16 protein-coding genes and 3 pseudogenes are annotated in these 23,008 nt (G+C 62.7%); 4 read left to right on the top strand and 15 right to left on the bottom strand.

Going from position 1 to position 23,008, the window contains the following annotated elements; genetic code table 11:
- Complete coding sequence (locus tag BJG93_RS25380; RefSeq protein WP_027194087.1) at nucleotides 1-1,056, bottom strand: BKACE family enzyme; 1,056 nt, start codon at nucleotides 1,054-1,056, stop codon at nucleotides 1-3.
- A 241-nt stretch (nucleotides 1,057-1,297) separates the two neighbouring features.
- On the opposite strand from BJG93_RS25380, the gene BJG93_RS25385 reads away from it, so the two are divergent.
- The gene (locus BJG93_RS25385) at nucleotides 1,298-2,299 is read left to right on the top strand and encodes an AraC family transcriptional regulator (RefSeq protein WP_027194088.1); all 1,002 of its coding nucleotides are present in this window, start codon (nucleotides 1,298-1,300) and stop codon (nucleotides 2,297-2,299) included.
- Between the two features lie 11 nt (nucleotides 2,300-2,310).
- Here the strand turns inward: BJG93_RS25385 and phaC are convergent, their stop codons facing one another.
- The 12 genes and pseudogenes from phaC to BJG93_RS25445 form a co-directional block, all read right to left on the bottom strand.
- Nucleotides 2,311-4,053: a class I poly(R)-hydroxyalkanoic acid synthase gene (gene phaC, locus BJG93_RS25390; RefSeq protein ID WP_027194089.1), complete on the bottom strand. Its 1,743-nt coding sequence runs from the start codon at nucleotides 4,051-4,053 to the stop codon at nucleotides 2,311-2,313.
- 13 nt (nucleotides 4,054-4,066) lie between these two features.
- A complete protein-coding gene (locus tag BJG93_RS25395; protein WP_027194090.1) occupies nucleotides 4,067-4,537 on the bottom strand; it encodes a MaoC family dehydratase in 471 nt (156 codons plus the stop codon).
- Between the two features lie 46 nt (nucleotides 4,538-4,583).
- Nucleotides 4,584-5,531: an electron transfer flavoprotein subunit alpha/FixB family protein gene (locus BJG93_RS25400; protein ID WP_027194091.1), complete on the bottom strand. Its 948-nt coding sequence runs from the start codon at nucleotides 5,529-5,531 to the stop codon at nucleotides 4,584-4,586.
- A 13-nt stretch (nucleotides 5,532-5,544) separates the two neighbouring features.
- Entirely contained in the window at nucleotides 5,545-6,294 is a 750-nt protein-coding gene (locus BJG93_RS25405) for an electron transfer flavoprotein subunit beta/FixA family protein (RefSeq protein ID WP_027194092.1), read from the bottom strand.
- Nucleotides 6,295-6,364: 70 nt separating this feature from the next.
- The gene (locus BJG93_RS25410; RefSeq protein ID WP_027194093.1) at nucleotides 6,365-8,167 is read right to left on the bottom strand and encodes an acyl-CoA dehydrogenase; all 1,803 of its coding nucleotides are present in this window, start codon (nucleotides 8,165-8,167) and stop codon (nucleotides 6,365-6,367) included.
- Nucleotides 8,168-8,379: 212 nt separating this feature from the next.
- On the bottom strand, nucleotides 8,380-9,384 hold the full coding sequence (locus BJG93_RS25415; protein WP_027194094.1) for an AraC family transcriptional regulator: 1,005 nt from the start codon (nucleotides 9,382-9,384) through the stop codon (nucleotides 8,380-8,382).
- Nucleotides 9,385-9,506: 122 nt separating this feature from the next.
- Nucleotides 9,507-9,968 carry a hypothetical protein gene (locus tag BJG93_RS25420; RefSeq protein ID WP_027194095.1) on the bottom strand — a complete coding sequence of 154 codons (462 nt, stop codon included), beginning with the start codon at nucleotides 9,966-9,968 and terminating at the stop codon, nucleotides 9,507-9,509.
- 130 nt (nucleotides 9,969-10,098) lie between these two features.
- The gene (locus tag BJG93_RS25425) at nucleotides 10,099-10,959 is read right to left on the bottom strand and encodes a class I SAM-dependent methyltransferase (RefSeq protein WP_027194096.1); all 861 of its coding nucleotides are present in this window, start codon (nucleotides 10,957-10,959) and stop codon (nucleotides 10,099-10,101) included.
- A 35-nt stretch (nucleotides 10,960-10,994) separates the two neighbouring features.
- The gene (locus tag BJG93_RS25430; protein ID WP_027194097.1) at nucleotides 10,995-12,698 is read right to left on the bottom strand and encodes a dihydroxy-acid dehydratase; all 1,704 of its coding nucleotides are present in this window, start codon (nucleotides 12,696-12,698) and stop codon (nucleotides 10,995-10,997) included.
- Between the two features lie 42 nt (nucleotides 12,699-12,740).
- Entirely contained in the window at nucleotides 12,741-13,943 is a 1,203-nt protein-coding gene (gltS, locus tag BJG93_RS25435) for a sodium/glutamate symporter (RefSeq protein ID WP_027194098.1), read from the bottom strand.
- A 211-nt stretch (nucleotides 13,944-14,154) separates the two neighbouring features.
- Nucleotides 14,155-14,401 (bottom strand): annotated as a pseudogene (locus BJG93_RS25440) (ATP-binding protein); the annotation flags it as partial.
- Nucleotides 14,398-15,044, bottom strand: a pseudogene (locus tag BJG93_RS25445) (Mu transposase domain-containing protein); the annotation flags it as partial. The pseudogenes BJG93_RS25440 and BJG93_RS25445, both read right to left, overlap by 4 nt.
- Before the next feature lie 165 nt (nucleotides 15,045-15,209).
- Here BJG93_RS25445 and BJG93_RS25450 point away from each other — a divergent pair.
- Complete coding sequence (locus BJG93_RS25450) at nucleotides 15,210-16,523, top strand: NAD(P)/FAD-dependent oxidoreductase (RefSeq protein ID WP_051374154.1); 1,314 nt, start codon at nucleotides 15,210-15,212, stop codon at nucleotides 16,521-16,523.
- 332 nt (nucleotides 16,524-16,855) lie between these two features.
- Here the strand turns inward: BJG93_RS25450 and BJG93_RS25455 are convergent, their stop codons facing one another.
- Nucleotides 16,856-17,590 (bottom strand): IS6 family transposase, encoded by a 735-nt coding sequence (locus BJG93_RS25455; protein ID WP_027194100.1) that lies wholly within the window; start codon nucleotides 17,588-17,590, stop codon nucleotides 16,856-16,858.
- 3,133 nt (nucleotides 17,591-20,723) lie between these two features.
- Nucleotides 20,724-20,888, bottom strand: a complete 165-nt coding sequence (locus BJG93_RS25460) for a DUF2934 domain-containing protein (RefSeq protein WP_071336681.1) — start codon at nucleotides 20,886-20,888, stop codon at nucleotides 20,724-20,726.
- Between the two features lie 478 nt (nucleotides 20,889-21,366).
- Between BJG93_RS25460 and BJG93_RS25465 the strand changes: the two genes are divergently transcribed.
- Both BJG93_RS25465 and BJG93_RS25470 read left to right on the top strand, forming a co-directional pair.
- Entirely contained in the window at nucleotides 21,367-21,570 is a 204-nt protein-coding gene (locus tag BJG93_RS25465; protein WP_027194102.1) for a cold-shock protein, read from the top strand.
- Between the two features lie 511 nt (nucleotides 21,571-22,081).
- Nucleotides 22,082-22,815 (top strand): annotated as a pseudogene (locus tag BJG93_RS25470) (IS6 family transposase).
- Nucleotides 22,816-23,008 lie beyond the last annotated feature (193 nt).

The following is a 23,008-nucleotide window of genomic DNA, read 5'->3' on the forward strand; positions in this document are numbered from 1 at the left end:
TCACGCCGCGCGCAGCGGCAGATTCCTGACACCGGTCTTGCGGTTCGGCGCCATGCCGTTGGCGACGAGCGTCTCGTCGATCGTCTCGTACTGCACACCGATACGATAGATCTCGCGCGCTTCTTTGCCAGTGGCAATCTCGCGCCCCAGTTCACGCGCGACGCGCACGCACTGCTCGATCTGCTGCACCGACGTGAAGCGCTTGCCGCGCTGGTCGATGATCGTGTCCTCGATACCGCAGCGCGGATGCAGGCCCATCGACATCGCCATCATGTTGAACGGCAGCACGTTCTTCAGCAGCGACTCGGCGGTGAGCGTGCAGCCATCCGGCGCGCGATGCACGAAGTTGAAGAAGTTGAACGGATTCGGGCCGTCGAAGCCGCCACCGATACCGATCCACGTCAGGTTCAGCGGTCCCTTGTACACGCCCTTGCGCACGAGGCGCTCGAGCGTTTCGAGCGCGTGGATGCCGGTGAGCTGGAAGTGCGGCTGGATCCCCGACGCCTGAAGGCGGCGCAAGTGCTCCTCGACCCATGCGGGGCCAGCCGGAACGGTCATTTCACTATAGGCGCTCATGAACGCGGGGTTGGACAGCGAGGTGCCTTCCAGATACTCCGGATAGAGCAGCTCCATGATGTTCATCTGCGTGGTGTTGATCGCGACCGTCACCTGATCGGGCTTCGGTTCGAGATCGGCCAGCATGTGGCGCGTGTCGTCGGACAGCCACTTCGCGCTCTGTCCGTCGTCTTCCGGTGCGAACGAAATCGAGCCACCGACCTGAATGATCATGTCGGGCACCGCGGCACGCACACCCGCGATCAGTTCATTGAACTTCGACAGGCGCTTCGAGCCTTTGCCATCCAGTTCACGCACATGCAGGTGCAGCACCGTGGCGCCGGCGTTGTAGCAATCGACGGCCTTCTGGATCTGCTCGTCCATGGTGACGGGGATGTCTTCCGGGAAGTCCTCGGGCATCCATTCCGGGCCGTACGGCGCGGTCGTGATGACTACCTTGTCCTGATTCTCAGGGTGCAGCGAATCGTCGAGAAACTGCATTTGTTTGCCTCCGTCCAGTTTTGGGGTGACGCTGTTCCGATATCGCGAAGTCGCTTCGAATTCGCTGGAACATTTCGAACGCCATGTACCCACGATACGGCAATCGCGCGCTACACTTTTATGATTGGGCGCCATCCTTTTAGCCATTCGTGCCACTGCGCGTTAACACCAATCTGTGCGCGAAGCAAGCGTTTAATGACTAGAAAATTACCCCGCGTGTGACTCGTACGGAGAAACGACGATGGAAACGATGGTGGCGTCGGTGGCCATGAGCGGTTATTTCGAAGTGACGCGACGGCTCGGACTGAATCCGGTCGAGCTCGCCAAGCAGGCCGGCATCGATGCCGGCGCGCTCGCAAATCCGGACGATCGCGTACCGGCCGCCGCCTGTTGCCGGCTGCTGGAAATGACGGCCGAAAAGGCTTCGTGCCCAACTTTCGCGCTGCAAATGGCGCAAACGCGGCAGACCTTCGGCAGCGGCGTGATCAATGTCCTGCTCGCGCACAAACGCACGCTGCGCGAAGTGCTGCTGGCCGCGGCCGAATACCGTCATCTGCTGAACGAAGCGCTGGCGGTCTATGTCGAGGACGCGGACGAAACGGTCACCATTCGAGAGGAACTCGTCGTCGAATCGGGTACCCCGACAACGCAGGCGATCGAGCTGGCGCTCGGTGTTCTCGCGCGGCACTCCAGCGCGCTGCTCGGCAAGTTCTGGAAACCGCGCGAGGTCCATTTCACGCACCGGGCGCCCGCGGACCTGACGTTTCATCGGCGCTTCTTCGGCTGTCCGTTGGAGTTCCGCAGCGACTTCAACGGCTTCGTTTGCGCGAGCGCCGATCTCGACTACCCGAATCCGCTAGCCGACCCTGAACTCGTCCGCTATGCGGAGAGCCTTGCGTCTCCGCTGAACGTGACCGGACCGGAATCGGCCGCGCTCGAAGTGCGCAAGGCGATCTACCTGCTGCTGCCGCTCGAGCAGGCGAACGCCGAGCTGGTTGCCCGTCATTTGCGTCTGAGCGTACGCACCATGCAACGCCAGTTGAATTCGGCGGGGACCAGCTTCTCGGATCAGGTCGAGGAAGTCCGCGGAGAACTTGCCGTGCGCTACATGAGCAATCCCAGCTATCCGATCGGACGGATCTCGGCGCTTCTCGGGTACGCGCAACAGGGATCGTTCACGAACTGGTTCGTGTCTCGCTTCCATATGACGCCGCGCGACTGGCGCGCGAGCCGTTCGAAATGATCGCCATCCGGTCATGCGGCACGAAGCTTCACATACCGGCCCGGCGCGCTCTCGATGGTCTTGTACTTTCGATTGCCGAGCTTCGCACGCGCCTCGATCTGTTCGCCGGAATGCTGTTTGACCCAGTCTATCCAGTGATTCCACCAGCTGCCGCGCCGCTGTACCGCCGTTGCGCGCCAGCCGTCGGCAGTCTCGTCGCAGGTATCGTTGGTCCAGTAGCTGCGTTTGTTCTTCGACGCCGGATTGATCACACCCGCAATATGGCCGCTTGCCCCCAGCACGAACTCGGTTTGACCGCCCAGTAACTGCGTGGATCGATACGCGGATCGCCACGGCACGATGTGATCTTCGTCGGCCGCCATCAGATAGCTCGGCATATCGATGTTGCCGAGATCGACGGGCGTATCGCAACACGTCAGTTTGTTCGGCACGCGCAGACTGTTTTCGAGGTACATGTTGCGCAGATAGTAGCTGTACATCGGGCCGGGCAAATTGGTCGTGTCCGCGTTCCAGTACAGCAGATCGAACGCAGCCGGGGTTTTGCCTTTCAGGTAGTTATTCACGACATACGGCCAGATCAGATCGTTGGCACGCAGCGACTGGAAGACGAAGCCGAGTTCGCGCCCGGGATAAAGGCCACCGCCGCCGATCGTCTGCTCGCGCATCGACACGCCCTGCTCGTCGATGAAGACGCCGAGATCACCCGGGTCGCTGAAGTCGAGCAGCGCCGTCAACAGCGTCAGGCTCGCGACGGAGTCGTCGCCGTTCGCACGCATGATCGCCAGCGCCGACGACAGCATCGTGCCGCCCACGCACCAGCCTAATGCGTTGATCTTGTCGGCCCGGCTGATCGCACGCGCGACGCTGATCGCCTGCATCACGCCGTCCTCGAGGTAGGCGTCCCATGTGGTCTGCGCCATGTCCTGCTGCGGATTGCGCCAGGACACCACGAACACGGTCAGCCCCTGCTCGCAGCCGAAGCGCACGAAGGAGTTTTCCGGCTGAAGATCCAGAATGTAGAACTTGTTGATACACGGAGGAACGATCAGGAGCGGTCTTGCAGCCACCGTCGGCGTCAGCGGCGCGTACTGGATCAGCTGGAACAGATCATTTTCATAGACCACCGCGCCGCTCGATGTGGCAACGCTGCGGCCCACTTCGAACGCGCTTTGATCGGTGATCGAAATCGAGCCGTTGCCCACGTCGTCGAGCAGATGCGTCAAGCCCGCGAGCAGACTCGATCCGCCCGATTCCACCGCCGCCCGGATGACCTCGGGATTCGTCACGGCGAAATTCGCGGGGCTCGCGAAGTCGATGAACTGACGCGTGAAAAAGCGCAGCTTGTGCTTGCCCTTTTCATCGAGCGCGCTCGCCTCGACGAGTTCCGCGAGCGCCCGGGCATTGATCAGATAGCTCTGTTTCAGAAGGCTGTACCAGCCATTGCTGGACCAGTCGCCATCGTGAAACCGCCGGTCTCCGTGCTCCGGCTCGGCGACCGACTTCAATGCCGGCCGCGCGCCGATCAATCCGGCGACGGCGTCGCCCCACAGTTCCGCCTGCTGCTGCAGGTACTGGGTGCTCGCGTGCGTCGCGGTGCCTCGCGCGAAGAGTCCGTTGGTATCGATGTCAGCGCGCTCGGCGTCGAGCGCCGTCGTAACCTGTCCATCCATGACGGGCGAAATGCGCCAGAAATCGAAGCCGGCGTTGACCCAGCCCGTGGACAACTCGTGTGGCATGCTAAATGGCATTCTCATGGCCGACTCCCTGTCATCTGTTGGCGACGGCGCAAACCGCGCTCGCCTCGACGCGGTCGGCGCACGAGGTCGGCATCACCACGGCGTCGCCTTCGATCACCACCTTGCCGCCGACCGTGCAAACGGTGGACAGCACCACGCGGCGCTTGTCGTGAATCAGTTCCTTGACGGTCACTTCGGCCTGAACGGTGTCGCCGGGTCGAACCGGCGCCTTGAAACGCAGGGTCTGACCGAGGTAGATCGTGCCCGGGCCAGGCAGCCGCCCCGCGATCGCCGCGGAGATGATGCTCGCGGTCAGCATCCCGTGAGCGATGCGCCCCTTGAAAGGTGTCGTTTGCGCAAACTGCTCGTTGATGTGCACCGCGTTGATGTCGCCCGACGCGCCCGCGAACAGCAGAATGTCCGCCTCCGTGATGGTCTTGGCGAAATGGGCGCTCATGCCCGGTCGCAGGTCTTCGAAATCGTATCCGTTAAGCTCATTCATGATTGTTCCACTTGCTGGGCAGGTGTTTGCCCTGTGCTGGATGCGGTTAGCCCAGAGCGTGCTCGAGTTCCGGCACGACAGTGAACAGATCGCCAACGAGACCGTAATCCGCGACGCTGAAAATCGGCGCTTCTTCGTCCTTGTTGATCGCGACGATCACCTTCGAATCTTTCATGCCCGCGAGGTGCTGGATCGCACCCGAGATGCCCACCGCGACATACAGTTGCGGCGCGACGATCTTGCCCGTCTGGCCGACCTGATAGTCGTTCGGCACGAAGCCCGCATCGACGGCCGCGCGCGACGCGCCGAGCGCCGCGCCAAGCTTGTCGGCCAGCGGTTCCAGCACCTTCGTGTAGTTCTCGCCGCTGCCCAGACCCCGGCCACCCGACACGATGATCTTCGCACTCGTCAGTTCCGGACGGTCGAGCTTCGTCACTTCGCGGCTCACGAACTGCGAGATGCCTGCGTCGGCTGCCGCCTCGATCTTCTCGACCGCTGCGCTGCCGCCTTCCGCCGCCACTGCGTCGAAACCGGTGGTCCGCACGGTGATGACCTTGATCGGATCAGCCGATTGCACGATCGCGATCGCATTGCCTGCGTAGATCGGACGCTCGAACGTGTCGGCGCTATCCACTGCCGTGATGTCGCTGATCTGCGCGACGTCGAGCTTCGCGGCGATACGCGGCGCGATGTTCTTGCCGTAGGCGGTGGCCGGCGCGAGGATGTGCGTGTAGTGCTTCGCCGCATCCTGCACCAGCGTCAACACCGTCGCTTCGACGTTTTCCGCGAGGCCTTCGGCCAGTTGCGGCGCGTCGGCGAGCAGCACTTTACCGACGCCGGCGATTTTCGCGGCTGCGTCTGCTGCGGCCTGCGCGTTGTGACCTGCGACCAGCACGTGGATATCACCGCCAATCTTCTGTGCCGCCGCGATCGTGTTCAGCGTCGCGGCCTTGATCGACGCATTGTCGTGTTCTGCGATTACCAGATTCGTCATTTGCCCTGTCTCCTCACAGCACCTTGGCTTCGCTCTTCAGCTTCCCGACCAGCGTCTTCACGTCCGGCACCTTCACACCGGCGGCGCGCTTCGGCGGCTCGGCGACTTTCAGCGTCTTCAGACGCGGCGTGACATCGACGCCGAGCTCTTCGGGCCTGAGCGTTTCCAGCGGCTTTTTCTTCGCCTTCATGATGTTCGGCAGCGTCACGTAGCGCGGCTCGTTCAGGCGCAGGTCGGTGGTGATCACAGCGGGCAGTTTCAGCGATAGCGTCTCGGCGCCGCCGTCCACTTCACGCGACACCGTTGCCTTGCCGTCTGCAACCACCACCTTCGACGCGAAGGTCGCCTGCGGCAGGTTCGCGAGCGCGGCGAGCATCTGGCCGGTCTGGTTCGAATCGTCGTCGATGGCCTGCTTGCCGAGAATCACCAGCTGCGGCTGTTCCCTGTCGACCAGCGCCTTGAGCAGCTTGGCGACCGCGAGCGGCTGCAGGTCTTCGTTCGACTCGATCAGGATCGCGCGGTCCGCGCCGATGGCGAGCGCGGTGCGCAGCGTTTCCTGCGCCTGCGTCACACCGGCCGATACCGCGATCACTTCGGTCGCGACGCCCGCTTCCTTCAGACGCACGGCTTCTTCCACCGCGATTTCGTCGAACGGGTTCATCGACATTTTCACGTTCGCGATGTCGACGCCCGTGCCGTCCGATTTCACGCGGACCTTCACGTTGTAGTCGACCACTCGCTTGACTGCTACAAGAACTCTCACAACACTCTCCTTCCATATCGATAGGGCCGAGCCCTACCGCTTTAAATGGCACATCACGTCTCTTGATCGATCAAAACTGGTCTTCGCGCAGCGCCAATGCGCCTTCACCGTCGCGAGCGCCGCAAATCGCCGCTTCGAGCGCGACTGCACGAGGCAGCACCTGGGTCGCGTAGCTGTGCGCGGTCGCGATCTTCGCGTCATAGAAAGCCGGATCTTCGTCGCGTTTGTCGGCCGCGAGCACGAGCGACCGTGCGACTTGCCAACCCGCGAGCACGATGCCCGCGAGCATCAGATAGGAGACACTGCCCGCGAACACCGCGTTCGGGTCGCTTTTGACGTGCTCGATGACGTAGCGCACCGCGCTGTTCAATGACTGGCGGCCGGCGGACAGATGCCGGTGCATCGCCTGAAAGGCGGCGCTCGAATGGTACGAGGCATGCGCTTGCAGTCCGGCCAATGTCATGTCGATCTGCCCGAGCAGCAACCCGGCCACCTCGCCGTTGTCGCGCATGGTCTTGCGGCCGACGAGGTCGTTCGCCTGGATCGCCGTCGTGCCTTCGTAGATCGGCAGAATGCGTGCGTCGCGGTAGTACTGCGCGGCGCCGGTTTCCTCGATGAAGCCCATGCCGCCATGCACCTGCACACCCAGGCTCGTCACCTCCAGCGACATCTCTGTGCTCCAGCCCTTCGCGATCGGCACCAGGTATTCGTAGATCGCCTGATGCTGCGCCCGCGTCGCCTCGTCCGGATGACGATGCGCGAGATCGCAATGCGACGCCGCCACGTAGGCCAGCGCGCGTGCGCCTTCGGTCAGCGCGCGCATGGTCGAGAGCATCCGCCGCACGTCCGGGTGCTGGATGATCGCGACCGGCTGCTTCGCCGATCCATCGACGGGGCGGCTCTGCACCCGCTCCTTCGCATACGCGACGGCCTGCTGGTACGCGCGATCCGAGATGGCCACACCCTGCACCCCCACGGCGAAGCGCGCAGCATTCATCATGATGAACATGTACTCCAGACCGCGGTTCTCCTCACCGACGAGCTGCCCGATCGCGCCGCCGTGATCGCCGAACTGCAGCACCGCGGTCGGGCTCGCCTTGATACCGAGCTTGTGTTCGATCGATACACAGTGAACGTCGTTGCGCTCGCCGAGCGAGCCGTCTTCATTGACGAGGAACTTCGGCACGAGGAACAGCGAAATGCCTTTCACGCCTTCGGGCGCGTTGGATGCGCGTGCGAGCACCAGATGCACGATGTTCTCGGTCATGTCGTGCTCGCCCCAGGTAATGAAAATCTTCGTGCCGAAGATCCGGTACGAGCCGTCGGCTTGCGGCTCGGCGCGGGTGCGCACGAGCGCGAGATCGGAGCCGGCTTGCGGCTCGGTCAGATTCATCGTGCCGGTCCACTCGCCTGAGATCAGCTTCGGCACGTAGCGTTGCTTCTGCTCTTCGCTACCCGCCGTCAGCAGCGCTTCGATCGCGCCGTCGGTCAACAGCGGACATAGTCCCAGTGACAGGTTGGCGGCGTTGAGCATTTCGATGCAGGGCGTCGACAGCAGCTTGGGCAGGTCCTGACCGCCGTATTCAGACGGATGTTGCAAACCCTGCCAGCCGCCTTCGGTGAACTGCCGGAACGCGTCCTTGAAACCGGACGTAGCGCTCACCGCGCCGTCCTTCCAGGTGCTCGGGCTGCGGTCGCCGTCGACGTTCAGCGGCGCAAGCACGCCCTCGTGCAGCCGCGCGGCCTCTTCGAGCACGGCCCGCGCGGTGTCGGCGGTCGCGTCCTCGCAGCCGGGCAAGCCCGACAGTTGGTCGATGCCGGCCAGTTCCGTCATTGCAAACAACATGTCCTTGAGAGGCGCGACGTAGCTCATTGCCATTCTTCCGATCAGATAGTACGTAGGGAATGTCACCCATCTTGCGGCGCTGCGGCCGGGGTAACGTAGGGATGAATCGTAGCGCCGGAGAGGTTCTATCCGGTTGTCCAAACCGGACGATCTATTGACATGTCTGGCCACGCCGGAGGGGGTGGGTGGCGCGTCGGAGCCGCGTCGGCGCGTGTCGCCGACGCATTGATATGGCGAGATCAGCCACCCCGGCGATAGGCCGCCGGCGTGCTGCCCGTCCAGTGACGGAACGCTCTGTGGAACGCGGTGGGGTCGCCGAAGCCGACGTCGCCCGCAATGATGGCGATGGGCTCGCGCGTGCCTGTCAGTCGCTGGATCGCGATGTCACGGCGCAGTTCGTCCTTGAGCACCTGAAACGCGGTGCCCTCGGCGGCGAGATGGCGGCACAGCGTTCTGACCGAACAGTGCAGGCCTTCGGCCGCCTCTTCGATGGTCGGGACGTCGGGCAGCCGGGACGCGAGATATTCCCGCACGCGATGACTGAAAAGCTGCTCGTTGAACGACACGAAGATCCAGTCTTCGGGCGCGCGAGCGAGAAACCTGCGCAGGTTCGCCTTGCGCTGGCGCACGGGCATGTCGAAATAGGTACTGCTGAACTGCATCGAGGTCTGAGGGCAGTCGAACTTCGCCGGTCCGGGAAACAGATACAGATACTCGAGCGCGTGAGGCGGACGGGGAAAGGCGAACTGCACCTGCAACAACGCGATCCGCTGGCCGATGAGCCACGACGCAATCCCATGGGCCAGTTTCAGCATCAATTCCTGGCCCAGTACGCCGGGCTGTGCCCCCGAGCTTCCTGGCTGCAGCGTCAGACTCGCGACGAGCTCTCCCCGGCGCGACTCGAAGCGGAAGTCGTCGAGCACGAGATGAAAGAACTGGCTGAACCGGTGCATCGCGGTTTCGAGATTGGGCGCGTCCAGCAGGCTCAGGCACAGAAACTTGAGCGCGCCGCTGCGCAGCGGCCGCGAGAAGACGCCCGGCATTTCATCGTCGAGTTCAATCGCGAGCGCGCGATAGAGCGTCGAGAACTGTTCCTCGGTGACGCGCGCCCCAGGCTGGTCCAGCAGCGCACGCGGGATGTTCGCGGCCGACAGATGCCGGTCGACGATATCCTGCCGCGTCCCGACGCTGCCGAGGAAACCATTGACGAGCGAGATCGGCACGGTGGCGCCAGGAGCGTGCATGAGGTCGTTCCGCGAGGCGAAGACGCATCAGCATAGCGCGTCGCGTCGCGTCGTGGCGATGGTTCAGCGAATCGTTAGGTGAGTGTCAGCGATTGGGTCGCGCGGTGTCGGTAGCCTGGCGCCTACTGCGCCGACGCGTGCGAGCGAAGGTACGGCACGTATCCGTTCTGAGTCTTCAGGATTTTGTCGGCGCACTCGTCATAGTCGGAGCCCTTCTCGCTGTCGGGCCCATACATGCCGCGGCACTGCGCGAACAGCGAGAGCGTCGCGCCGCCCGTGCTCTTGTCCGCGCGGGTCGCCGAGAAAGCGGCTTTGCCCGAATCGTCGGGCACGTCGGTATCGATCGCGATCGCATCCGCGCGGATCACGTGCGTGTCGGAATGCTGCTCGATATAGCGCTTGGTCGCCGCCCAGGCGGCATCGCAATTGGCCGGCGTGCAATCGATCACCGCGTCGCGTTGCGCGGCGGCGAGGTTCGGTTCGCTATGAAGGATCTCCTGTTGGACGCGCTGCGCCTGCTTTTCCGGGGACGAGCAGGCAGCGAGTGCACAGGCGACGAGTGCGAAGGCAGCGATCTTTTTCATGAGTAGACTTCCCTGGGCAGATTCGAGCGCGATTATAGCCGCGCGGGGGAAGCGATTGCGCATTCAAGACTCAGCCGCCGGCGTGAGAACGCGCTTTGTGCCGTCGCCGGATCACACACCGCACAAGCCCCTAACTGTTCGCCACCAGCAATTCCTCGGCATTGGCCGGCGGGCGCAGCCCATCCGTGCGACCCGCGAAGTAGCGCTGCGTCAGATCGGCCGCGGACACATGCCGCGCCTCGTCAAATCCGGCTTCATGCGCCATTGCGATCATCTGCTGCGGCGTAAAGAAGCTGACGAACGGCGTACCGCTCGCACGCGCGCCCTTCTCCGCCATGTCGAGTCCGGGGCGCACGTCCGGGTCCGCCATCTCCAGCGGCAACAAAAACGTCATCGCGAACGTCGAGCCACGCGCGAGCCCAGCCACGTCGCGCAGCGTCGCCGCGTTCGCCTCCTTCGTCAGATACATGCTGACGCCGGTCGATACGACGACGGCCGGCCTGCTTTCGTCGAACCCTTCGGCGACGAGACGCTGCCGCCAGCTATCGCCCGCTTCGAAGTCGACCGGCACGAAACGCAGCCAGTCCGGTACACCGAAACCAAGCTCGCTCAGCCGCTGACGCTTCCATTTTTGCGGTCCCGGCGGATCGACTTCGAACACGGTGAGCCGCGACGCGATGTCGGTCCGGCGTTGCGCGAAGCTGTCGAGACCGGCGCCGAGAATCACGTATTGACCCACACCGCGCCCGGCCTGTTCGACGACCAGATCCTCGATAAAGCGTGCGCGCGCGACGATCGATGCGCGAAACGGCCGCGTGAACCGCGGGTCCATGTCGCCGCGGCTGCGCCAGTCTTCGGCGGGTGCCAGCAACTGCAAGCCGACTTCGTCTTCGAGCACGTGCGGCGGCGCATCGGCCTGCACGTGCAGCGCACGCCATAACGCGACGCGCGCGGCGGTGCTGTCGGGTGCGGGGTGTCGTTGATCGCTCATGACCGTGTCAATCCTGTTCGTTGATGGGAGCTCGCTCACTTGAGAAACTGGAAGTCGCAACCTTCATCGGCCTGCAGAATTTCCTGCTCGTACAACTTCGCATAGCCGCGCTTCGCCGGCGCCTGCGTTCGCGCCGGCAACGCGGCGCGGCGCCGCTCGAGTTCTTCGTCCGGCACGAGCAATTGGAGCGAGCGATTCGCAACGCTCAAGCGAATGCGATCGCCGTTGCGCACGAGCCCGAGCGGGCCGCCCGATGCCGCATCGGGCGTGATGTGCAGCACGATGGTGCCATACGCCGTGCCGCTCATGCGCGCGTCCGACATCCGCACCATGTCCTTGACGCCGGCGCGCGCGAGCTTCGCCGGAATCGGTAGATAACCGGCTTCGGGCATCGCCGATTCGCTGGTGGGACCCGCGTTTTGCAGCACCAGAAAATCGTCGGCGCTCACATCGAGCTCGTCGCTGTCGATGCGCTTCGCCAGGTCTTCGAGCGATTCGAACACGACCGCGCGCCCTTCCTTCTCGAACAGCTTCGGATCGGCCGCCGAACGCTTCAATAGCGCGCCGCGCGGCGCGAGGTTGCCGAACAGCGCGACGAGGCCGCCACTCTCGCGCACCGGCTGCGCGTACGGCCGCACCACCGTATGATCGACCCAGCTCACGTCGCGCAACCGCTCGCCGAGCGTTTCACCGGTCACGGTGCGGCAATCGAGATGCAGCAGATGCTTGATCTCGCGCAGGATCGCCGGCACGCCGCCCGCCGCGTACAGGTCTTCCATATAGTGATCGCCGGTCGGCTTCAGGTTGACGAGCACCGGCGTGGTGTCGCTCAGTTCGTTCAGCCGCCGCAGATCGACCTTCACGCCGACACGACCCGCGATCGCGGTCAAATGAATCATCGCGTTCGTCGAGCCACCGATCGCGAGCAGTACGCGCAGCGCATTCTCGACCGACCGCGCGGTGATGATCTCGCTCGGCAGGATGGGCTTCGCGATCAGATCGAATGCGACGCGTCCCGTTTCTTCCGCTATGCGCAGACGGTCCGCATCGACCGCGGGACACGCGGCGCTGTTCGCGGGCATCATGCCGAGCGTTTCAGCGATGATCGCCATCGTGCTCGCGGTGCCCATCACGGCGCAGGTGCCCGCGGTCGACGCGAGCCGCCGTTCGACGATATCAATTTCCTGCGCATCGATTTCCGCCGCGCGGAATCTGGCCCAGAAGCGCCGGCAATCGGTGCACGCGCCGAGCCGCTCGCCGCGATGCCGGCTGGTCGACATCGGCCCCGCAACCAGTTGCACCGCGGGCAGATTCGCGGAGGCCGCGCCCATCAGCTGCGCGGGCACGGTCTTGTCGCAGCCGCCGAGTAGCACGACCGAGTCCATCGGCTGCGCGCGCGTCATTTCCTCGACGTCCATCGACATCAGGTTGCGGAACTTCAGGCTCGTCGGCGTCAGGAACGTCTCGCCGAGCGAGATGGTCGGAAACTCGATCGGCAGACCACCGGCCGCAAGCACGCCGCGCTTGACCGCCTCGATCATCTCGGGGAAATGCCGGTGACAGTTATTGAAGCCGCTCGCCGAATGTGCGATGCCGACGATCGGCCGGTCCAGCATCTCGCGGCTATAGCCCATCGAACTCGCGAACGTGCGGCGCAGATACACGCTGAACTCGCGGTCGCCGTAGTTGGTCAGGCCTTTCGCGAAGCCGACCGGCTTGTTGCTGTGTTGATCGCTCATGGTATGTGCTTGCTTGAGTTGATCTGCCAATGCCACCGCGGCTCAATGAAAAAACGGCAGCGCGAGAAACAGTTTGATGATGATCGCGTTGACGAGGTCCATGAAAAACGCGCCCGTCATCGGCACGATCAGGAACGCGATATGGGAATGGCCGAAGCGGTTCGTGATCGCCTGCATGTTTGCAATCGCGGTCGGCGTGGCGCCGAGGCCGAGCCCGCATTGCGCCGCGCACAACACGACCGCGTCATAGTTGCGGCCCATCGCCGGAAATGTGATGAAGACCGCGTAGAGCGCCATCAGCAGTGTCTGCGCAACGAGGATCGAGACGATCGGCACCGCGAGCCCGGCAAGCTCCCAGAGATCGAGACGCATCAACGCCATGGCGAGAAAGAGCGCTAGCGCGACGTTGCCGACCAGCGCGACCGCGTGCTGGTCGATCCGCACGCGCCCGAGCGCGAGCACGTTGTTCAGGATCACGCCGATGAACAGCGTGCAGACGAAAGTCGGCAATTCGAACACGGTGCCCGCGATCCAGTCGGCCACCACCTCGCCACCCGCGAGGCAGATGGAGATCAGCGCGAGCGTCGTGATGATCGCGGCCGGCGTGGTCGCTTGCTGCGCCTTCGGCTCCTCGAAGATCAGCGTTTCTTCTGCGCGCTGCTTGACGCTCAGCAGTTCGTCGGCGCTAAGTCGCCGCATCAGCAGCCGTGCGATCGGACCGCCGAGTACGCCGCCCATCACGAGCCCGAACGTCGCACAGCCGATTGCGATTTCGGTCGCCGATTCCAGCCCGTGACGCTCGGTGAACACCTGGCTCCACGCGGCGCCGGTGCCGTGACCGCCCGACAATGTGACCGAACCGCCGAGAATCCCAAGCAGCGGATCGACGCCGAGTGCGAACGCGAGCGCGATGCCGACCGCGTTCTGCAGGATCAGCAACCCGCTGACCAGCGCGAGAAAGCGGATCAACACCGGTCCGCCCGCCTTCAGGCTAGATAGATGCGCATTCAGACCGATCGTCGAGAAAAACGCGAGCATCAGCGGCGCCTGGATCGTCGAATCGAACTTGACCTCGACGTGCGCGGTGATGCGCGTGAGCAGCACGCCGACCGCGACGATGAGACCGCCCGCCACCGGCGCCGGAATCGAATAGGTCCGTAGCACGCCGATCCACTGCACGAGTTTTTCGCCGAGCAGTAGCACGAGCGACGTCGCGACCAGCGTGGCATAGACGCCAATAGTCATGAATGGCCTCCGAGCGGGAGCGTGACCACGTTTTCTGTTTTCCCGGCGCGACGCCGCCGCGCATCATGTGGCGGCAAGGCTTGGTCATCATCCGAAGCGCGCGCGACTCTGCGCCATCTTAGCCAATCCGTGCAGGCAAAGTATGATTTTCCTTGACGCAATGCAATCGGCTCACGACCTCGCGCGACTGCCTCGCGGCGAAGTCGTCAGTGCTGAAGTCGAAGGTCGCAAGCGTCTTGGTTGGATCCCAGATGCGACTCAGCACGGTGTCGTTCGATGCGCCGCTTGGCTCGCTCGGCCAGTTCGTGTTCGAGCAGTGCGCCGATCAGCCGCGTGGCCTGCCAGCCCTCCTTGTCGGAGCGCTCCGCAAACTCGGGCCACAGGCGGGCGATGGTCGGCAGGCTCAGTTCGTTGAGCATCAAGGCAAGACGGCCAGCATCGTAAGCGGGCGTGCTCATGCGACCTCCTTGCCCAGCAGATCGTCATAGCTGCTTACGGGGGGCATCTCGACGCTGACGACGGGGCAATCTGCGTGACGAGGCGCAACTCCTCACGCAACGCCTTCAGATCCGGCAGCTCGCCGTCAACCAGCAATGCGTTGAGGCGCGCTGCCAGGACGGCCTCGACGCCATCCAGCGCGGCGAGTTCAAGCAATCCAACGATGACTTTGCACGCTTCGCGTTGCGTCAGCCTCGCCTCCAGCTGATCCCACGTCCGGCGATAGGCCTCACGCGGAAACAGCTCGTCCCGAAACGCAAGCCCCTTGAAGGCCTGTGGCTTGCGTTTGAGGCTCTCAATGAAGTGCCGGTAATCCAGCGCGCGGCGGTTGTCGCCGGCACGCGAGCCGCGTGAGGTGCTATGCACCAGCGCGCCCGACAGATAGCAGTCGAGCCGGTCACCGTACACGCGCACCTTCAGGCGGTGACCGATCAGGCGCGACGGCGCGCTGTACAGGATGCCGCGTACTGTGAAGGTGCTGCAGCGTGTAACGCGTGCTTCTTCCTCGACGAAGTCAGTGGTGCGTCTTAACGGCAGATCCGTGAGTTGCTCGCGCTCAAGGCGGAACGCCGCCGCGTTACGCCGGTTACGACGCATGACGACCTTCCAAGGGCGCTTTGCGACGATCGCGACCGGCCGAGTTCGACCAATTTTGTTATTCGCCAGGCGATGCAGATTTCTTGGCTGTCGATAGTTCATCCCACAAGCGCCGCCTATACTGATTGAAGTCTGCCCCTTGTGCGGGCATGAGTTCGGGCGAGAAGAAAGGTGAACAACAACACGGTCGACGGCGATGAGGCGCCACTACTGGCCCCGCCGACGCAACAGGAAGCGTTTGATGTCGTCATCATCGGTGCAGGGCTCGCTGGCTGTACCGCCGCGCGACTGTTCGCGTTGGACGGGTTGCATGTCGCGCTTGTGGAACACCACGCCGACATCGCGGCTTTCAAGCAGTTATGCACGCATTTCATCCAGGCGTCGGCCACGCCCACCCTGCGGCGTCTGGGTCTTGACCAGTTGATTGAGGACGCCGGTGGGTTGCGAAATGGCGTTGATATCTGGACCCGCTATGGCTGGACCGGTGACGTCGCGCCGCTCGACCAGAATGGTGAACCTGTCTTCGGGTACAACATTCAGCGCCGGACCCTTGATCCGATCCTCCGGCAACTGACGTCGCATACCCCAGGTGTCACAACCATGTTCGGCTGCGGTGTGCGCGCGCTGGTGAAGCAGGACGGCGTCGTCAGTGGTGTCGAGCTCGGTGGGAGCCGCACGGGCGTGGTCTCAGCCCCGCTGATCGTTGGCGCGGACGGGCGAAACTCGCCGCTGGCGGCGCTCACCGGCATCCAGCCCGCATCCTCGGAGAACAGCCGCTTCGGCGCAATTCGCGCTTACCGCGGCGTCACACTGCGGCGCGGAACCTGCTCGCAAATGTGGTTGCGCGGTCCGGAGATCGGCTACGTGTTTCCCAACGACGGCGGCGTCACAGTGATTGCCTACATGGCGACCAAGGACAAGCTCGACGGCTTTCGCACCGAGCCGGGCGAGGCACTGGAGCGCAGCATGGCCGGATTTCCCGATGCCCCTGATCTGTCCGCCGCCGAGCCGGTCGGTAACGCCTTGCTTGTCAAGGACTATCCGAATCTGTGGCGGCCAGCTGCGGTCGGTAACGTCGCGTTCGTCGGCGATGCGCTGATGAGTATCGATCCCCTGTGGGGCGTCGGTTGCGGCTTCGCATTCCAGACGGCGGAATGGCTGGTTGACACGCTTACCCCCGCGCTACGGCAGGGGCGCCCGATTTCGCCCGCGCTGCAGCGTTATGCAAAACGTGTTTCACGCCAACTCCGCGGCCATCGCTTCCTGATTCTCGACTATGCGCGCCGGCATGGATTCAACGCCATCGAACGGCTCACTTTCTCGGCTGCCGCGAAGGACACTGCAGCGTCAAGACATCTGCATGCCTTTGGCGCACGCATTATCGGTCCTGCCAAATTCCTTTCCCCCGGCGCTCTGGTAAGGGCGGCGTGGGTCGATCTGCGACAGCCCGCCGCGCGCTCTGCGCAACCCGACGCGCCGGTCTGACCGGCAGGTTCGCGTCGGTTTACATTTGCCACCCTGGAGACGCATGAAAGAGACATCAGTCCGCGTCGACGGGATCCGCTCTCCCCTGTTGGAGGCTGGGCCGCGCGGAGCCGACGAGGGCTGTCGTTTTCGTGCACGGTTCGGCCGCGCCGTCGCCATGGACATGCCGGGTTTCGGCGCTGCGGACAAAGCTGAACGTTTCGACTACAGCGTGCCTGGCTACTCGCGCCACCTAGGCCGGCTGCTGGCCGAGTGCGATGTCCGACATGCTCACCTCGGGCTTTGTCAACTTGCCGGTAGCGAGACGAAATGGTGGCAGAGGTCATCATTGCTCAGCAAGCATTCGACGGATTCTGGGTGAGGTCGGTGAATTCATGCCACGCAGCGAATCGGGCCGCGAGGTGTTTGCGATAGAGCGAAGCACGCAGCAGATGCCGCTTGAGCGTGAAATGCTGCCGTATCGGACCGAAACACGAGAGGAATGCCTGCGTGCGTTTGCAGTCGCGAAATCCCCGCATGCGACGCTCGCGTTCCCGCGTAGGTTGGTGGCTGTTCTCCGCTCGGTTATTCACGCGCGCCGCGGCTTTAACGAAGACGTGTTTGACGTTCGCCAATTCCGGAATGTCGGCCTTTGCGGCCGGGTAGCTGCGCAACTGGTCGGTCACGATCTTGCGCGGCACCGGGCATGAGCGAAGTACGCGGTTGAAGAAACGTTTGGCTGCAGCCTTGTCACGCCGCTTCTGCAACAGGATCTCGAGTTCGGCACCATGCTCATCGACGGCCCGCCACAGCAGGTATGGCTCACCGCGCAGCGTCACGAACATCTCATCGAGATGCCAGATGCTGCCCGGCTTGCGGCGCGCAACCTTGACGCGATGCGCGAAGCCCACGCCGAACTTGTCGCACCATCGGCGGATCGTCTCGTAGCTCACCACCACGCCGCGTTCGAACAGCAATTCCTCGATATCGCGCAAGCTCAGTTGGAAGCGGAAATACCAACGCACCGCGAAACTGATGACTGCGGCGGGAAAGCGGTGACCGTGATAGAGCGAGTTCGTCTTTTTCATCGCGACATCTTACGCGACCGCCACGGTAAGGTGACAACGCCCTGGAGAGACACGCGTCCTGCGGACGCGGTACGGCAGAAGCGCAGTGAAGTTACGGTGCGCCCGAACGACGCGACAGTCGCCAGTGACTTGACGCGTGGCGCGCGGCCCGCGAGGCCCGTCGGAACTGGTAGTGTCGCGCGGTTCCTGCTGGACCATCAGAACGGCTGCGCTGTTCTGGCGACGCTTGGCCCTTCGCGCGTCCGTCGCTCATTTATCGCGGCAGCGAATCGCCAGTTGCGTAGTCGAAAGGCGGCGGTGTCGCGTCGACGTGAGCCTGGAGCGGTGTCGACGCCGCGTGCAACCCGCTGTCACTGCTACTGGCTGTTTTGCCCGGGGCCGTTCCGTGGTCGGTTGACGTCGCTGTTCGCGCCACTCCGGGTACCCATATTCAGACCATTGGCCTTGCCGCGGTTCGAATGTCCCGTCGACCGGCTACTGCGCGCTTCACCGACGCCATTGCCAGTGACATCCCGAGGACCGTCTGCCTTGCCGTTCGGGGCCTTCGTCAAACCGGCGCCGGCACCGGGCGTTGCCGTCCCCGCAGCGGTGCCGCCGGCTTGTGCGTATGCTACGGCCGACAGGGCGACCGCGAGAACTGAAGCGCAAAATGTTTTACCGATGACTTTCATGGCTCCCCCGGGAAGAAGATGTCTCGTGCAAGCGTCTGCCGCCCACATGTCCTTAGGTGGCGCATAGTTCGTGCCTTGGGTCGCTGATTGTTTGCGGTTCGCAACGCAAAACGGCCCCCGAGCATCTGCTGGAAAAAGCGCGCAGTCTTCGCAGGTCGCGCCTGCAGTACGCGGGTCTTGCAGGGACCGGGTGCACAGCCACCTCGCATGAAGATGCAGACCGCTGCCGCCATCGATGCGCCATCACCATCGGCCGACTTCGCCCCACGGGCCGCCTGCGCATTGTCGCTATTGATATTCGTGCAGTAGTGGGAGGAACACACGTCGATGTTTGTCCCATTCCTTGGTATCCCGGGTCCTTGCAATTTTTCGCCGCCGAAAACTCACTCGTTGTCTGCTCCTGTCGCCAGATTGCTTTGCCTGCGCGTTGCGGAGTCCCGTGAAATGCTGATTGCGCTCGGTGAACTAGCCGTCAATTGCCCACTTCGCAGCATCTGCGCAAGCGTAGCCACTATCCTGGAGGATGAGCTGCGTCATGCCACTGAAGAACCGACTCGACGACATTCACGAATCGCGCACTTGCGGGCGAGCGTACCCGTCCCAGAACAGGCTGACGACGCGATTGCGCTCACTCCATTGTGGTCAAGGATAGGGCAGATATAGCGTCGCCAAGAAGCCTTGACAGCTTGTGTCTCGACTCATTTCCTTCGTGCGGGCCTCACGCGCGCATCGACGGCTGCGCGACCGGCGCGTTGCGCACCATTTCGACAGATAGGAGTGTCACCGGTCAGCACCTTACTGAGGAGCGGTCCCAACCCGCGCAACCGAAGTTGCGCGGGCAGCGACGAATTTCGCGCGGACCGGAGTCACCGATTTTTAGACCAAGAGAACAATCTGGGGCAACGTCGAATTCCTCAGTTAGAGTCGGGCCGCGCAATGTGACCTCCCGTTTCTTCCGGTCGATTTTTAGCACCGTCGCCAGCAACTCCACGCTTCGGGTCGAATTGGCTTCGCCATCCTGTGTTGGCTGCATAAGTTCGGTTTCGAGTCGCTCGCGGATGCCACTCGATGCGGCCCTGGCCAGATGCGTCGGAATTGCGTTTCCATATGCGATTTCACCGTGTCCCGCAAGTGAAATTCTGTGACGTCTGGGCTGATTTCAATCACGGCCATTTCGCCGCGCGTGTCGCGCAAGGTCACGCTGTTGTGTAGCGTGTCTATCCCCGTGATGCGTGCCTGAATATGTCGTAGCGCGCTGACACCGGCTGCTTGGCCTGACGTCCGGAAGCTAGCGTCCTGGGAAAAGGCCGGCGGAAGTAAAGCCGGGCCAACCAGGATAACCGCAGCGACGATGCAGAAGCCGGAGGCGCGCGTTCTGTATTCACTCATGTCCGCTTCCTCCCCGGTTTCCTAAGCGGGAGCTTACCTCTCGGTTGCAGGGGTACGTCCCATCAGCAATCTGCTGTCAGTAGGCCTTCTTTATACCGCTGCCCGACGCAGGCGCATCCATTCCTCCTTTCTTCTGCGTCTTCGCCTTCATCTGCTTTTGCGACATGTCGCCCGACTTTCCCATCGTGTTTGCGCCAGACGCGCCAGATGGTGACTCCGTCGTCCCATTTGCATTCGGCGTTCCCATTCCAGTGCCGCCCTGGCCTGCACCCGCGCCGCCCCCACCACCCGCTCCCGCACCTTGCGCGTAGGCGGCACCAGATAAGCTCAGAACTAACGCAGAAAACAAGAATCCTCTCGCAGCGACTCGCATGACGGTCTCCCTCGTATGCAAAGCGAAGCTGTAACCCGGATGGGTCCGACCCGCTGCATTGAATAGTGCAATTTCTGTTCCGCTGTTGGCCATGGCGTGGGTTAGCTATTCCTACGCCTGGCTGTTATCGACCTCTCCTTTCAGAGGCGAACATCGCGGTCATGGCGTGCACGGCGCCGGCGAGGCTCAGCGGCGGCGCGAGCTGCCCGACAACTCGCGCATAGTCTGAGACAAGCGTGTGCGCCGTGTCGTTTGAATAGACGCGAAGGCTGACGACGCCACATTCCCGGGTGAGGCTATCGACATAAACGATGATTTGACGAGGCTGGCTTATGCGCCCAGTGACGTGCCTCCATTTACCACCGTATCAGCGGCCCTGCTCACGTTCGTGCTATGGCGAGTCACGATGGTGAAGGGTTGGCTTTAGACTACCAGCGAGCGGTTCTGCAGACGATGAGGTCAGGTACCGCTTGGAAGCAGCGTGAATTGAACAGCCGGGGGCCCGCCAGCAGATATGACACCGTTGCGAGGCAGCGGAGCGCCGCCGACTTTGGCTCACTGGCGGATAAAGCACTCGAACTGGTAAGGAGCAAAGCGACACCCGGACTGTCGGGGTACCTGAGACCGTCCGGTCAGTTGCCAAGACAGGCGCGTAAGGGACCCCTGCTCTGGCGCCCGCAATTCCATTGGCGCGCGCCGCTCAGGCTGCTGTGTCGCCCTCAGATGCTGCCGGTGGCTGGTCCGCACCCAACTGCTGTCGAGCCTTCTCCCAGTACTCGTCCGAGCGCCCTTCGGGAGAGCCGTCCTTCTCCCACAGATAGAAAGCAAGGATTCGGATTTGTTCTTCAGTGACTGGCACGTCCATCTCAACCTCCTTCAAGAAAGTGGCCCGGGCGGGCAGGCAATTACGGCTAGTCGATGGTAGCAAAGCGCCTGCTTGATGTCGCTGGTCGTCGGCGACTCACCTCTCAGTCTGGCACGGACCGTGGTTGCCCGAACGCTCTTCGTTGAGAGCCGACCTCATGTCGCTTTTGCGGCGTCTTCGCCTGGCCTGTTTGATACTGAAACTTCCCCTCGGTTGGGTTAGCCGCCGAACAGATTTCGCAGGGTTCCCTTCGGGGCCGGCAACAGGCCAGTCAGCAGCCTTCTGGCGGCCACCTTCGCTCCTTCCGTTCGCCATCAGCATGACATGTTGCGGACCAACGAAATGCGACAGAAGTCTCCATGTGCCGATGCCCCTGGTTGTCGGCCGTCAATCCGCCATGGTAAAACCGGAATGGCTCGAGTCAGCCGTCCAGCTGACCGGCGTCCAACACAACACGTCTCTTTGGAAATTCAGCAAAATGGCAACAGGTACAGTCAAGTGGTTCAACGACGCGAAGGGCTTCGGATTCATTACGCCAGATGATGGCGGAGAAGACCTGTTCGCACATTTCTCTGAAGTCCAGGGAAGCGGCTTCAAATCGCTGCAAGAGAGCCAGAAGGTGAGCTTCGAAGTGAAACAAGGCCAGAAGGGCAAGCAGGCATCGAACATTCAGCCGATGTAGGCGCGGGTCGTCGAATGGTTTGAAGCGGATGGCCCGCTCATGCGGGCCATCCGCTTTTCACCAGCATCGCCGCTTCCGGCATCGATAACAGACACCGCAAGATGTCACCGACATGACTCCCTGGCGCCTTTGCAACAGTGGTTTACGAGTGGCATCCGCAAAGTCGTGACGACAAGGGCTCAAAGCGCTGGCGGCCAATATGCAGACGATATACCCGATGGCTTCTTTGGCCCGGGCCTATACAATTATTGCCACGTCAGCGCCCCCAATGCGTTGCGTGTGTGTTTCGGCCGCAGCGATGTCTGCGGCTTTTTTTGCGCATTGCGGTACATGGAACACCGGGCTTTTCCGAAGTTGTAGCCCGCTGTTGCCGGATGGGCGGCTTCATTTTCGTCAACCCGCACTGCTGGCCGGCCCATTGGCGCCTTCGTTGGCGGGTGTCAACCGGGAAACTACCTATTAGCGCGAAGGGCGTTGTCACGGCAACCAGATATGCAGGCAGAGTCAGACGATGAAGAACTCGAAGCCTCTCTATCACCGCCATCGCTTTCCGGGCGTCGTCATCAGTTGCGCGGTGCGCTGGTATTTTAGGTTCCAGTTAAGCCTGCGCGACATCGAGGAGTTACTGTTCGAGCGCGGAGTGACCGTCAGCTATGAGACGATTCGACGCTGGGGCGAGAAGTTCGGCCTGGTTTTGCACATGGTGTCAAAGCAGGTCGGCGCAACCCCGGCAGGACTTGGCATGTGGATGAGGTGTTCGTAACGCTGCGCGGCGAACCGTACCTGCTGTGGCGGGCAGTTGATCAACACGGCGCCGAACTCGATGTCCTGCTGCAGAAGCGTCGCGACAAGGCCGCAGCCAGGCGGTTTTTCAAGCGCGTGCTGGCCTCTTGTTCCGAGGTGCCACGCAAGATCGTGACCGACCAGTTGCGCAGCTATCCGGCAGCGAAGGCCGAAATACCTGAGCTCGCCACCGTCAAACATGTCTTGGTCAAGGCTGGTGCCCGGGTGAACAACCGGGCCGAAAATAGTCATCAGCCCACGCGTGAACGCAAGCGGCGCATGCGAGGCTTCCGTGATCCTGACCGCACTCAGGCTTTCCTGTCGAGCTTCGGCCTGATCCGGCAACACTTCGCGATCAAACGACATCTGCTTCGGGCGTCACTCTACCGAAAGCAGCTCGCCGCGCGCTTTGAGGCATGGCATCGCTACACTGATCTCACCCAAGATCCGTCCGCATTTTGAGCATGAGCGATTCCTCTCGGCTACCTTGTCGTCAGTCTTTTAACTTGACAGCGCCCTCAATACTGAGGAAACACCGCCAGACGACCCTGGGCGGCGATGCCCCCGCGTCTGAAGCAAGCTCGCATGCAAGAACTGTATGTAGTTTGCGGCACAGTTCTGAGTGGGTTAACCCTAATTGAGCTGCATGCCGGCG

It is taken from the genome of Paraburkholderia sprentiae WSM5005, assembly GCF_001865575.2.
Lineage (GTDB): Bacteria > Pseudomonadota > Gammaproteobacteria > Burkholderiales > Burkholderiaceae > Paraburkholderia > Paraburkholderia sprentiae.